This is a genomic window from Microbacterium sp. SL75 (assembly GCF_026625865.1).
In the GTDB taxonomy this organism is placed as follows: domain Bacteria; phylum Actinomycetota; class Actinomycetes; order Actinomycetales; family Microbacteriaceae; genus Microbacterium.
The window spans coordinates 2409733-2422079 of record NZ_CP113067.1 but is presented as its reverse complement, the minus strand read 5'-3'; the positions used below and the strand labels follow the sequence as shown (position 1 = coordinate 2422079).

Genomic DNA, 12347 nt, shown 5'->3' with positions numbered 1-12347 from the left:
GTATCCACCTTACGAGTCGGGGCTGGTGCTGAAATCAGCGTGAACCGGGGCGGCGACGCCCGTACGCCCGACCGAAGGCGGGTTACGAGGTCGCCGAGAATCGGCGCGCGACCCGACGTCGACGCTCGCCACCGGTGCTCACGAAGAGCTCCTCGGTGCGCACGGTGATCGACGACATGTGGCGAGGGTATCCGCAGCGCAGGGATGGGGGCAAATCGAGCCTCCCGCCGGCCGGTGACGATCGATGCGAGCACGAACTGAGATGCCCGCCCCCCTTTGTCCCCCAAATGGGGGACAAACAACCGGTATGATGAAGTACCTGCCCTCATCGCCGGGCGCTTCCGGCAGCCCCCCTTACCGGCGGTGAGGGCAGGCCCACCGTGCGCGATCGCGTCCGAGCGTGTGACGCACACCACGCCGTCGACGAGAGAATCCGCCGACGGCGGGAACGCCGAAGCGCCGCACGGCCTGAGCCGGCGACGCTCCAGAACGCGTGGAATGCTCAGTCGCGAATCGCGGCGCCGAAACGCTCGGCGGCCACGGCGACACCGGCGAGCTTCGCCTCGGTCGCCTCGGCTGCGGTGAGCGTGCGGTCCTCGGCCCGGAAGCGCAGGGCGAAGGTCAGGCTCTTCGTTCCCTCGGCCAGACCCGGGCCGCGGTAGTCGTCGACGAGCCGAGCGCCTTCGAGAAGCGGAGCCCCGCCCTCGAGAAGCGCGGCACGCACCGCGCCGGCGGCGACGTCGGTCGAAATGGTCAACGACACGTCCTGAGTCGCGGCCGGGAAGCTCGAGAGGGATGCCGCGACCACGCGCGCGTGAGCGAGCTCGAGCATCGCGTCGAGGTCGAGCTCGGCCACGAGAACGCGACCGGGCAGGTCGGCGGCGGCAGCGACCGCGGGCAGCAGCTCGCCGACGTAGCCGATGTCGGTCCCCGCGGCGAGCACGCGAGCCGTGCGACCCGGGTGCAGGGCTGCACGCTGCGCCTGCACCAGCTCGATGTCGAGACCCGCGGCGGCGGTGAGTACGCGCACGGCGTCGACGGCGGCGGCGAGGTCCGCTGCCACCGCGGCCTGGCCGGGCTGCTTGGCCACGGTGTGTCCCGTCAGCAGCACGGCGATATGGCGACGCTGCGGCGGAATCGATGCGTCGAGGGCCGTGAGCGTCGCGGCGTCCGGTCGCACGGCCAGCGGCGGCACCGACGGGGTGCCGTACTGCACGCCGGGCTTCGGCAGGAACACCGTGCCGGTCTCGAACAGCGCGAGATCCACGATGCCGCGTGAGACGTTGCGGTGCGCGACCTGCAGCAGAGCCGGGACGAGGGAGCGGCGCAGGAACGGCGCCAGGCCGTCGAGCGGGTTCGCGAGCTTCACGCTCGGCAGCCGGTCGCCTGACGGCGAGCCGTGCAGGGCGTTCTGCTCTTCGGTGGTGAACGGGAACGACGGCGTCTCGACGAAGCCGGCCGAGGCCAGAGCGTTCGCCACGCGACGGCGCCCCTGCTGAGCGGAGGTGAGGCCGCGACCCGACGGGGGCGTCGGGAGCACGGACGGGATGCGGTCGTAACCCTCGATGCGCGCGACCTCTTCGGCCAACGTCCACTTGTCGCCGAGGTCGTGACGCCAGGACGGTGCGGTCACGGACCAGCCGCCGTCGCGCTCGTCGACCGTGCAGCCGATGAGGCGCAGGGCCGAGACGATCTCGTCGTCGGTGTACTCGACGCCGATCAGACCGGGCACGAAGCCCGACGGAAGCGTGATGGCCTCGCGACGGTAGGTCGAACCGAGCGAGGCGCCCAGCTCGGTGTCGAGCGTGCCGCCGGCCAGCTCGACCATCAGCGTGGCGACGCGCTCCGCCGCCACGTACGGGACGAGCGGGTCGACGCCGCGCTCGAAACGGCGCGAGGCCTCGGAGGGCAGCTTGTGTCGACGCGCGGTGCGGGCGATCGATACCTGGTCGAAGGTGGCGGCCTCGATGAGCACGTTGCGCGTGGCGTCGCTCATCTCGGTGAGCCCGCCGCCCATGACGCCGGCGAGACCGATCGGCCCCGACTCATCGGTGATCAGCAGGTCTTCGGCGTGGAGCGAACGAACCTGGCCGTCGAGGGTCTCGAGCTTCTCGCCCTGCTCCGCGCGGCGCACCGTGATGCCGCCCCGCAGACGGTCGAGGTCGTAGCCGTGGATCGGCTGGCCGAGCTCGAGCATGACGTAGTTCGTGATGTCGATGAGCACCCCGAGGGAGCGGATTCCGGCGAGCGACAGGCGCGTGATCATCCACGGCGGCGTCGGACGCGAGGGGTCGACGTCTCGCACGATCCGCGCCACGAACTCGGTCGCGCCGTGGCGTCCGCGAATGGGTGCCTGATCGGCGACCGTGACCGGGAAACCGGAGGGCGTGCGCGCTGCAGCCTCATCGTGCCCGAGGCCCGGATCGCGGAAGTCCGCCCCGGTCGCGTGCGAGTACTCGCGGGCGACACCGCGCAGCGACAGGGCGTAGCCGCGGTCGGGGGTGACGTTGATCTCGACCGCGAGATCGTCGAGACCGAGGAGCGCGATGGCATCCGTTCCGACCGGCGCATCGATCCCGAGATCGACCAGGCGCAGGATGCCGCCGTGCTCGCTGCCGAGCCCCAGCTCTTTCGCCGAGGCGATCATGCCGTCGGACACGTGGCCGTAGGTCTTGCGGGCGGCGATCGGGAAGGGACCGGGCAGAACCGAGCCGGGCAGGGTCACCACGACCTTGTCGCCCTCGAAGAAGTTGCCCGCACCGCAGACGATGCCGCGCACTCCCCCGTGCTCGGCGCCGACGTCGACCTGGCACCAGCGGATGGTCTTGCCGTTGGACTGCGGCTCGGGAGTGAATTCCTTCACCTCTCCGACCACGATCGGGCCGGACAGTTCGAAGCGGTGCACGTCCTCTTCTTCGAAGCCGACCGACACCAGAGCCGCGAGGACGTCGTCGGGCGTGGCCTCGGCGGGCACGTCGACGTACTCGCGCAACCAGGAGAGCGGGACGCGCATCAGACCACCATTCCGAACTGCTCGCTGAAGCGCACATCGCCCTCGGCCATGTCGCGCATGTCTTGCACGTCGCTGCGGAACATGAGCGTGCGCTCGATGCCCATGCCGAAGGCGAAGCCCGAGTACTCCTCGGGGTCGATGCCTGCGGCCCGAAGGACGTTGGGGTTGACCATCCCGCACCCGCCCCACTCGATCCAGCGCGCCCCGCCCTTGAAGGTGGGGTGCCACAGATCGAGCTCGGCACTCGGCTCGGTGAACGGGAAGAAGTTCGCGCGGAAGCGCGTCTTGGCCTCGGGCCCGAACAGCACGCGCGCAGCGTGATCGAGCGTGCCCTTGAGGTGCGCCATCGTGATGTTCTTGTCGATGACAAGACCCTCGAACTGCGTGAACACCGGCAGGTGCGTCGCATCGAACTCGTCGGTGCGGTAGACCCGGCCCGGGCACAGCACGTAGATCGGCAGGTCGCGCTCGAGCATCGACCGCACCTGCACGGGGCTGGTGTGGGTGCGCAGCACCAGGTGGCGCGCGACCGGGTCGACGAAGAACGTGTCCTGCATCTGACGCGCGGGGTGGTCGACGTCGAAGTTCAGCGCATCGAAGTTGAACCACTCGTGCTCGAGCTCGGGGCCCTCGGCGATCTCCCATCCCATGCCGACGAAGATGTCCGACACCTGCTCCTGGAGGAGCGAGATCGGATGCCGGGCCCCGACGCGTGCGCGCTGCGGAAGGGCGGTGACGTCGATGCGCTCGGCCTCGAGCTGGGCGGCGGTCTCGGCTTCGGCCAGCTCGCTCTCTCGAGCGGCGAGCGCCTGGTTCACCTGACCGCGCGCCTGCCCGACGAGCTTGCCGAAGGCGGCCTTGTGCTCGGGGGCGACATTGCGCATCTGGGCGTTCAGCTGCGCGAGAGAGGACTGCTCCCCCGTGTGCGCGGAACGGGCGGACTTCAGCTCGGCCGTGGTCGCGGCTGCGGCGATGGCGGCAAGCGCGTCATCGACCGCGGAGGCGACGGCCTCAGGGGTGATCTCGGGTGCGTCGGACACGAGATGAGAGTCTACCGACGGGCGGGGACACTGCCCCGCCCGTCGGTCGGTCACATCGTCACTCGGAGTGTCTGCCGAGAGCGTCAGGCGGGAGAACCCGGGTCGTGCTTCCCGAGACCGCGCTGAGCGACGATCAGCTCGGTGTCGGTGCCGGTCTGCCCCGCCGGCTCGGCGGGGGCGACGTTGCCGCCCTTCGGCGACCGGCGCAGACCGATCTCGACGCGGTGCGCGGTGTACGACAGGGCGAGGCACATCGCGACGTAGATGACGCTGGCGACCATCGCGGCGGGAATCAGCGGCGACCCGTACTCGCCATTCGATCCCAGCAGACGTGCGAAGTACAGGAGTTCGGGGTAGGTGATGATGAAGCCGAGGGCGGTGTCCTTCAACGTCACCACGAGCTGGGCGATGATCACGGGCAGCATGGCGCGGATCGCCTGCGGAAGCAGGATCAGGCGCATCACGCCGGCCTTGCGCAGCCCCACGGCGTACCCGGCCTCGCTCTGGCCGCGCGGCAGCGCCTCGACGCCCGCGCGGATGACCTCGGACAGGACCGAGCCGTTGTAGAGGATCAGCGCGATGACGACGGCCCAGTACGACGACATCTTGATACCGACGACGGGCAGGCCGTAGTACAGCAACAGCATGAAGACGAGGACGGGGACGGCGCGGAGCAGTTCGACGACCCACCCGACCGGAAGGCGCACCCAGCGGTGGTCGGACATGCGGCCGATGGCGAGGATGAATCCGAGGACGAGCGCGCCGACGGCCGCGACGGCGAACGCCGCGAGAGTCGCCAGCGTCGCCTGACCGAATCGCTCCCAGATCGCGCTGTAGCTGAAGACGTTCCACTTCGCCGCCGAGAACTGGCCGGTGTCGATGAAGCGCCACACGACGAAGCCGATGACGGCGGCGACGAAGACGAGCGTGATCACGCCGAGGATGCGGTTGCGCAGCTGCGCGCGGGGACCCGGCACGTCATAGAGGACGGAGGAACTCATCGGGCGACCTTCCACTTCTTCTCGGCGGCGTTCTGCAGCCCAGCGAGCAGCAGGACGAGGATGACGAAGACCGCCATCACGAGGAGGATGGTGACGAGCTGGTTCTCGCCGTTCTCACTCATCGTCGCTCGGATGTTTCCGAGGTTGACCACCGAGAATCCGGCGGCGACGGTGGTGTTCTTGAGCAGGGCGATGAAGACGCTCATCATCGGCGGGATGACCGAGCGGGTCGCCTGGGGCAGCACGACGAGCGTCATGACCTGGCCGAAACCGAGGCCGAGCGCGCGAGCCGCCTCCGCCTGGCCGACGGGGACGGTGTTGATGCCGGCGCGCAGGGTCTCGGCCACATAGGTCGCGGTGTAGATGCCGAGGCCGCACACGGCCAGCGTCAAGAAGCTGCCGCGCGGGACGTCGATCAGCAGCGGGACGCAGAACGCGAAGAAGAACAGCACCAGCGTGAGCGGGGTGTTGCGGATCCAGTTCACGTAGACCGCGCCGACCGCGCGCGCGATGGGCACGGGCGACACGCGCATGGCGGCCACGATGAAGCCGAGCACGAGCGCGATCAGGCCGCCGCCCAAGAAGAGCACGACCGTCCCCCAGAGCGCCTGCGCCCACAGGTCGGGGTAGTCGAAGATCTGGTTCACCGTTCGCTGTCCGTTTCTCTCTCGTCGTCCTCGTCGGGCGGTGCGGACGGCGCGGTGTGCGCCGCCCGCACCGGGAGATCAGCTGACGGGGTCGACCGCCGGCTGCTCGCCCTTGACGCCCGAGGCGCCGAGGTTCTTCTCGAAGATGGCCTCCCAGGTGGAACCGCCATCGGTGAACATGGTGTTCACGAACTCCTGGAAGGCGGTGTCGCCCTTGGCGATGCCGACGCCGTAGCGCTCCTCGCTGAAGGGCTCGCCCGCGATCTTGAGGTTGTCGGGGTCCTGCGCGGCGTAGCCGAGGAGGATGGCCTCGTCGGTGGTCACCGCGTCGACCTCGCCGTTCTTCAGCTTCTCGACGCACTGCGAGTAGGTGTCGAACTCGACGACCTTGGCCGGCGTCTGCTCGCGGATCCGCTGGATCGGCGTCGAGCCGGTCACCGAGCACACGGTGGTCTCGGCCGTGAGCGAGTCCTTGCCCGTGATGGTGTCGTTGTCGGCGGCCACGAGCAGGCCCTGACCGGTCAGGAAGTAGGGACCGGCGAAGGAGATCTGGTCCTTGCGCTTGTCGGTGATCGAGTAGGTCCCGACGTAGTAGTCGATGTCGCCGTTGATGATGGCCTGCTCGCGGTTCGCCGAGGCGATGGCCTTGTACTCCACCTTCGAGGTGTCGGCCGGGTCGTACCCGAGGGACGCGGCGATCCAGCGCGCGACGTCGACGTCGAAGCCCTTGCGCTCGCCCGTCACGGGGTCGAGGTAGCCGAGGCCGGGCTGGTCTTCCTTCACGCCGACCACGATCTTGCCGGCCGAGGTGATCTTCTCGAACGTGGGGCTGCCGTCGATCTTCACGTCGGTGGCGACCGCGCCGTAGACGGGGGCGTCGGAGCCGCTGCCGCCGTCGGAACCGGGTGCTGCGCCCGGGGTGCCGCTGTTGCAGGCCGTCAGGGCCAGCAGGCCGGCGGCGACGATGCTCGCGCCGGCGAGAAAACGAGTTTTACGCATGTGATGTCTCCTTGGTTACGTGTGCTGTGCGGATAGGGGTCGTCGGTGACGGCGCGCGAGATCGACCGGGGGGAACGGTGCGTATGCGGTCGGCGGAAGAACCTCCTCGTTCATCGCCGTCAGGGGAAAGCCTCAGTGCGTGATGAGCTTCGAGAGGAAGTCCTTGGCACGGTCGGACTCGGGGCGGGTGAAGAACTGCTCGGGCGTCGCCTGCTCGACGATCTGCCCGTCGGCCATGAACACCACGCGGTTCGCGGCCTTGCGCGCGAAGCCCATCTCGTGGGTGACGACGATCATCGTCATGCCGTCCTTGGCGAGGCCGACCATGACGTCGAGCACCTCGTTGATCATCTCGGGGTCGAGAGCCGAAGTCGGCTCGTCGAAGAGCATGACCTTGGGCTTCATCGCCAGCGCACGGGCGATCGCCACACGCTGCTGCTGTCCACCCGAGAGCTGGGCGGGGAGCTTGTCGGCCTGGTGGCCCACGCCCACGCGATCGAGAAGCGCACGCGCCTCTTTCTCGGCATCCGCCTTCTTCATCTTGCGGACCTTGATGGGCCCGAGCGTGACGTTCTCGAGGATCGTCAGGTGTGCGAAGAGGTTGAACGACTGGAACACCATGCCGACGTCGGCACGCAGTTCGGCCAGGCCCTTCCCCTCTTTGGGAAGCTCCTTACCGTCGATCGTGATCGAACCGCTCGTGATGGTCTCGAGACGGTTGATGGTGCGGCACAGCGTCGACTTGCCGGAACCCGACGGGCCGATGACGACGACGACCTCGCCGCGGTCGACGGTGAGGTCGATGTCTTTCAGAGCCTGGAACTGCCCATAATGCTTCTGGACGTCGGAGACGACGACCAAGGGCTCGGTCTTCGGGGGAACGGATGCCATGTCCTCACCCTATGAGGATGCTGGGCGCCCGACCACATTCCTGCGCACGCCTTAACCGTTCTGTAACAGCAGGGGTCAGCGTGCTCGCTGCGCGAAAGCCGTCTCGTAGAGGCAGACGCTCGCCGCGGTGGCCAGGTTGAGGGACTCGGCGCGACCGTAGATCGGCAGGCGCAGAGCGAGGTCCGCCTGAGCCAGGGCGGACTCGTCGAGACCGCGGGCCTCATTACCGAACAGCCAGGCCGTCGGCTCCGACAGAAGCTCTCGGGATGCCAAGAAATCGGTGCCCTCGACATCGGCGGCGACGATGCGCAACCCCGCCTCGTGAGCGCGGGCGACGACGTCCGCCAGCTCGAGATCGACCGCGATCGGCAGGTGGAAGAGCGAGCCGGTGGTCGAGCGTACGACCTTGGGGTTGTAAGGGTCGACGGTCCGGCCGGTCAGGATCACGGCGTCGGCTCCCGCGGCATCCGCGGCTCGGATGATCGTGCCCAGATTGCCGGGATCACGCACTTCCTCGCAGATCGCGACCAGGCGAGGCTCCCCCGCCAGGATGTCCTTCAGCGCGGTGGGCGCCTGCCTCGCCACCGCGACGATCCCCTGCGGCGTGACGGTGTCGGCCATGGCGTCCAGAACCGCTTCGGTGGTGACCTGCAGGTCGACACCCGCCTGCTCGGCGGCATCGCGCACGTCGGTGTGTTTGTCGAGAGCGGCAGATGTCGCGTACACCTCGAGCACGGTCTCGGGCGCCCAGGCGAGCGCCTCGCGAGCGGCTTGCGGACCTTCGAGCAGGAACAGGCCTGTCTCCTGGCGGGCAGCGCGCTTGCTGAGCTTCGCCACGGCGCGCACCCGGGGCGAACGGGGGTTCTCGAGCACGACCCCAGTGTATGGCGCAGACGGAATGCTTTCCCCACGCCGCGCGAACGACTCGTGGGAACGACGAAACGGGCGCCCTCCAAAGAGGACGCCCGTTTCGAGAAGACGTGTCTTACGCGGTCTTCGCAGCGTTGACGTCGGTCGGCAGCGCGGCCTTCGCGGTCGCGACAAGCGACGCGAACACGGCGGGCTCGTTCACGGCGAGCTCGGCGAGCATGCGACGGTCGACCTGCACACCCGCGAGGCCGAGGCCCTGGATGAAGCGGTTGTACGTCATGCCGTTCGCGCGCGAAGCGGCGTTGATGCGCTGGATCCACAGACGACGGAAGTCGCCCTTGCGCTTGCGACGGTCACGGTACGCGTAGACCAGGGAGTGGGTGACCTGCTCCTTGGCCTTGCGGTACAGGCGCGAACGCTGACCGCGGTAACCGGACGCGCGCTCCAGGATGACGCGACGCTTCTTGTGGGCGTTTACTGCCCGCTTGACTCTAGCCATTTCTCATTCTTCCTAACGTGCGTCGGCGCTCAGAGGCCGAGGAGCTTCTTGGCGACCTTGGAGTCGCCCTTGGCCAGGACCTGCTCCTGGTTGAGGCGACGGGTGCGCTTGGAGGCCTTGCCCTCGAGGTTGTGGCGCATGCCGGCCTGCTGCTTCATGAGCTTGCCGCTACCGGTGAGCTTGAAGCGCTTCTTGGCGCCCGAGTGGGTCTTCTGCTTCGGCATCTGTCTTCCTTCGTTGGGGTTCCCGCCGGAGCGGGAGTCGGGGAGCTTTACTCGGCGGACGCCGGAGCAGCTTCGTCTGTGGGTGCCGAGTCGCCTCGAGCGGCGCTACGCGCGGCTTCACGGTTCGCCGTGCGCTGCGCGTTCTGCTCGGTCTTGACCTCGGACTTGTTCTTGTGAGGGGCGACCACCATCACCATGTTGCGGCCGTCGATCGTGGGGTTCGACTCGACCGTGCCGAACTCGGCGACGTCTTCGGCGAACTTGCGGAGCAGACGGACACCCTGCTCGGGACGCGACTGCTCGCGACCACGGAACAAGATCATGGCCTTCACCTTGTCGCCCGCCTGGAGGAAGCCCTCGGCGCGCTTGAGCTTGGTGATGTAGTCGTGAGCCTCGATCTTCAGACGGAACCGGACCTCTTTGAGGACGGTGTTCGCCTGGTTACGACGCGTCTCTTTGGCCTTCTGAGCGGCCTCGTACTTGAACTTGCCGTAGTCCATAATCTTGACCACGGGCGGCTTCGAGCTCGGCGCGACCTCGACCAAGTCGAGGTCCGCTTCCTGGGCCAGGCGCAGCGCAGCTTCGATTCGGACGATGCCGACCTGCTCGCCGTTGGGTCCGACGAGACGGACCTCCGGGACTCGGATGCGCTCGTTGGTGCGGGGATCGCTGATGCGGAACTCCTCTTTCATACGGGTGGTGGCCGCCGCGATCCGTCGGAATCGCGGGCGAAGAGGAGAGACACGCCACCCGGCACGGTGCTTTCGGCACCGGCTTCTGCACCCAGGCAACCCCGTGGGAAACGGAGCGGAGTGCGGGAACCCGGTAGCCTGGAGCGGCAAGCGCGGGTGGGATGTGATCCTCTTTCGTACGGAGTGAAACACTCCGAAGCCCGCCATAGTCTAGCAGAGAGATTCACGTGGACACGATCCCCTCCGACCAGCCCGCCCACGACCAGGGCACACACCGCCACGGAGCCGAAGACGAGCGTCTCGCCCGCTGGGAGGAGCAGGAGCGTGCAGCCTCTTCCGCCACGCGTGACATCGCCGATGTCCCCGCCGTCGAGGTCATCACCACCGCCGCGGTCCACCTCATGAGCGCCGCCGCGGTCAAGACCGGACTCGCCGACGACCCCGGCCAGCAGCTCGACCTCGACGAAGCCCGCAAGCTCATCAACGCCCTCGCCGGCCTCATCACCGCCGGAGCTCCCGAGATCAGCGACATGCACGCCCGCTCCCTGCGCGATGGCCTGCGGTCGCTGCAGTTGGCTTTCCGCGAGGCGTCGACGATTCAGGACCCCATCGGCAAGGGCCCGGGCGAGAAGTGGACGGGGCCCGTCACGTAAGTCTGTCGTTCTGGGGTACCGGGCTTCGTGATGCCCCCTTCCCAAGGCAAGAGTGGGGCCCCTTCCCCGATTGCCTTGGGAAGGGGGCATCACTGCGCCCTGTGTCGCAGGCCACCTCTTCCGTGACACCCGCGGGGTGTGGGAGCGGGCGACGCCCCGGCTGCTGTCACGAGCACAGGGGATGTCACGAGGACAGGGGTCCGGACGCCGGGGTGGCCTGTTCTCGACGCACCGTCCTGTTCTGGTGACGAGCGGAACGCCCCCGTCAGGACTCGGTGCTGCGGTGGAGCTTCACCGTCAGAGAGTCGACGAGGACAGCGATCCGATCGTCCGCCGACCAGCGTCGCGCCAGACGCGCCAGCGTGGCATCCAGTTCCTCCTGCTCGAGGCCGGACATGAGCTGCAGGTGCACGACGAGTTCAGGCCCGCGCAGACGCCCGGTCGGGTCTCCCGACTCGACGGCGAGATCGAGGACGGCCAGCTCTCCGGCGATGCTCTCGTGAAGCCCGGTGAAGATCGAGGGCGAGGTGTGCGCGGGCTCCCAGGGCTCGCCCTGAGCGATCGCCCACACGGCCGGACGGCGGATGACGAACTCCGTCTCCGACGCGGGATCGACGACGATGAGTTCGGTGTCCTCCGATGCCGCCGCCAGCGCCGTGCGCCGTCCGTCGGCGGGCACCGGCCGTGCGGTGGCATCCCACGTCTGCAGAGCCGTCACCGAGGTGAAGACCGGGAGCACTTTGCGACCGTCGGGCGCGGCTACCGTCACGATCGACAGTTCCTGGGTCTTGTCGACCTCGAGGCCGTGCGCTCCGATGCCGTGGTCGCCCTTCTCTGCCACCAACGGAATGAGCAAGCGCGCGTCGCGATACGCGTCGACGACGGAGCGGGCATCGCCCTCGCCCGCGCGGAACGCCAGGAGAGCCGCCAGCAGCGCCGGATCGGCGGATCCGTCGTCCCCCGAGTGGGGGTTGGCCGAGAAGCTCCGGCCCTCCCACGGGACGCCTGCGGAATCCGCGTGAGCGCCGTGGGCGTGGCCGTGCGGATCGTCAGTGTCCGGCGACATCCAGCGCCTCGGCCAGGGTGAACTGGCCCGCGTAGAGCGCCTTGCCGACGATCGCGCCCTCGACACCGAGCGGGACGAGCTCGCGCAGGGCCGCGATGTCGTCGAGGCTCGAGACGCCGCCCGAGGCGACGATCGGCTTGGGGGTGCGCTGCGTCATCTCGCGCAGCAGCTCGATGTTGGGGCCGCGGAGAGTGCCGTCCTTCGTGACGTCGGTGACGACGTATCGGCTGCAACCGGCGTCTTCGAGGCGCTCGAGCACCGTCCACAGGTCGCCGCCGTCGCGGGTCCAGCCGCGCGCGGCGAGGGTCGTGCCCCGCACGTCGAGACCGACCGCGATCGCCTCGCCGTAGCGGTTGATGACGTCGGCGGCCCACTCGGGGTTCTCGAGGGCCGCGGTGCCGAGGTTGATACGGCTCGCGCCGCTCTCGAGAGCCGCCTCGAGGGAACGGTCGTCGCGGATGCCGCCGGACAGCTCGACCTGCACGCCCTTGACCTGCTTGATCACTTTGCGCATGACGCTGGCGTTGCTGCCGCGACCGAAGGCGGCGTCGAGGTCCACGAGGTGGATCCACTGAGCGCCCTGCCGGGCGAAGTCCGCGGCGGCATCGACGGGGTCGCCGTAGCTGGTCTCTGTACCGGCCTCACCCTGGGTCAGACGGACGGCCTTGCCGTCGGCGACGTCGACCGCGGGAAGCAGCACAAGTTCGGGCGTGGACGCGAAATCGTTCATGGCTCCTCGCACCCTTCGGCGC

Annotated in this window: 13 protein-coding genes; 1 reads left to right on the top strand and 12 read right to left on the bottom strand. The window is 68.6% G+C overall.

What is annotated here, in order from left to right:
• Positions 1-502 precede the first annotated feature (502 nt).
• The 10 genes from pheT to infC form a co-directional block, all read right to left on the bottom strand.
• Positions 503-3013: a phenylalanine--tRNA ligase subunit beta gene (gene pheT, locus OVA17_RS11325; protein ID WP_267786648.1), complete on the bottom strand. Its 2511-nt coding sequence runs from the start codon at positions 3011-3013 to the stop codon at positions 503-505.
• Positions 3013-4053 carry a phenylalanine--tRNA ligase subunit alpha gene (pheS, locus tag OVA17_RS11320; RefSeq protein ID WP_267786647.1) on the bottom strand — a complete coding sequence of 347 codons (1041 nt, stop codon included), beginning with the start codon at positions 4051-4053 and terminating at the stop codon, positions 3013-3015. The genes pheT and pheS overlap by 1 nt, the downstream gene beginning before the upstream one ends.
• An 83-nt stretch (positions 4054-4136) precedes the next feature.
• Positions 4137-5054 carry an amino acid ABC transporter permease gene (locus OVA17_RS11315; RefSeq protein ID WP_210071855.1) on the bottom strand — a complete coding sequence of 306 codons (918 nt, stop codon included), beginning with the start codon at positions 5052-5054 and terminating at the stop codon, positions 4137-4139.
• Positions 5051-5701 carry an amino acid ABC transporter permease gene (locus tag OVA17_RS11310; RefSeq protein WP_267786646.1) on the bottom strand — a complete coding sequence of 217 codons (651 nt, stop codon included), beginning with the start codon at positions 5699-5701 and terminating at the stop codon, positions 5051-5053. Before OVA17_RS11310 ends, OVA17_RS11315 begins: the two co-directional genes overlap by 4 nt.
• A gap of 78 nt (positions 5702-5779) precedes the next feature.
• Positions 5780-6700, bottom strand: a complete 921-nt coding sequence (locus tag OVA17_RS11305) for a glutamate ABC transporter substrate-binding protein (protein WP_210071857.1) — start codon at positions 6698-6700, stop codon at positions 5780-5782.
• A gap of 132 nt (positions 6701-6832) precedes the next feature.
• Positions 6833-7591 (bottom strand): amino acid ABC transporter ATP-binding protein, encoded by a 759-nt coding sequence (locus OVA17_RS11300; RefSeq protein ID WP_373459405.1) that lies wholly within the window; start codon positions 7589-7591, stop codon positions 6833-6835.
• Between the two features lie 75 nt (positions 7592-7666).
• Positions 7667-8464 carry a TrmH family RNA methyltransferase gene (locus OVA17_RS11295; RefSeq protein WP_210071858.1) on the bottom strand — a complete coding sequence of 266 codons (798 nt, stop codon included), beginning with the start codon at positions 8462-8464 and terminating at the stop codon, positions 7667-7669.
• Between the two features lie 112 nt (positions 8465-8576).
• Positions 8577-8960, bottom strand: coding sequence for a 50S ribosomal protein L20 (rplT, locus tag OVA17_RS11290; RefSeq protein ID WP_056227445.1), 384 nt, complete (start codon positions 8958-8960; stop codon positions 8577-8579).
• A gap of 29 nt (positions 8961-8989) precedes the next feature.
• Positions 8990-9184 carry a 50S ribosomal protein L35 gene (rpmI, locus tag OVA17_RS11285; protein ID WP_013583375.1) on the bottom strand — a complete coding sequence of 65 codons (195 nt, stop codon included), beginning with the start codon at positions 9182-9184 and terminating at the stop codon, positions 8990-8992.
• A gap of 47 nt (positions 9185-9231) precedes the next feature.
• On the bottom strand, positions 9232-9876 hold the full coding sequence (gene infC, locus OVA17_RS11280; RefSeq protein WP_144782047.1) for a translation initiation factor IF-3: 645 nt from the start codon (positions 9874-9876) through the stop codon (positions 9232-9234).
• A gap of 227 nt (positions 9877-10103) precedes the next feature.
• Between infC and OVA17_RS11275 the strand changes: the two genes are divergently transcribed.
• Positions 10104-10529 carry a DUF1844 domain-containing protein gene (locus tag OVA17_RS11275; protein WP_373458847.1) on the top strand — a complete coding sequence of 142 codons (426 nt, stop codon included), beginning with the start codon at positions 10104-10106 and terminating at the stop codon, positions 10527-10529.
• A 265-nt stretch (positions 10530-10794) separates the two neighbouring features.
• Here OVA17_RS11275 and OVA17_RS11270 read toward each other — a convergent pair whose 3' ends face one another.
• Together OVA17_RS11270 and priA are read right to left on the bottom strand one after the other, a co-directional pair.
• Positions 10795-11595: an SseB family protein gene (locus tag OVA17_RS11270; RefSeq protein ID WP_267786644.1), complete on the bottom strand. Its 801-nt coding sequence runs from the start codon at positions 11593-11595 to the stop codon at positions 10795-10797.
• The gene (priA, locus tag OVA17_RS11265) at positions 11579-12325 is read right to left on the bottom strand and encodes a bifunctional 1-(5-phosphoribosyl)-5-((5-phosphoribosylamino)methylideneamino)imidazole-4-carboxamide isomerase/phosphoribosylanthranilate isomerase PriA (RefSeq protein ID WP_210071861.1); all 747 of its coding nucleotides are present in this window, start codon (positions 12323-12325) and stop codon (positions 11579-11581) included. Before priA ends, OVA17_RS11270 begins: the two co-directional genes overlap by 17 nt.
• Positions 12326-12347 lie beyond the last annotated feature (22 nt).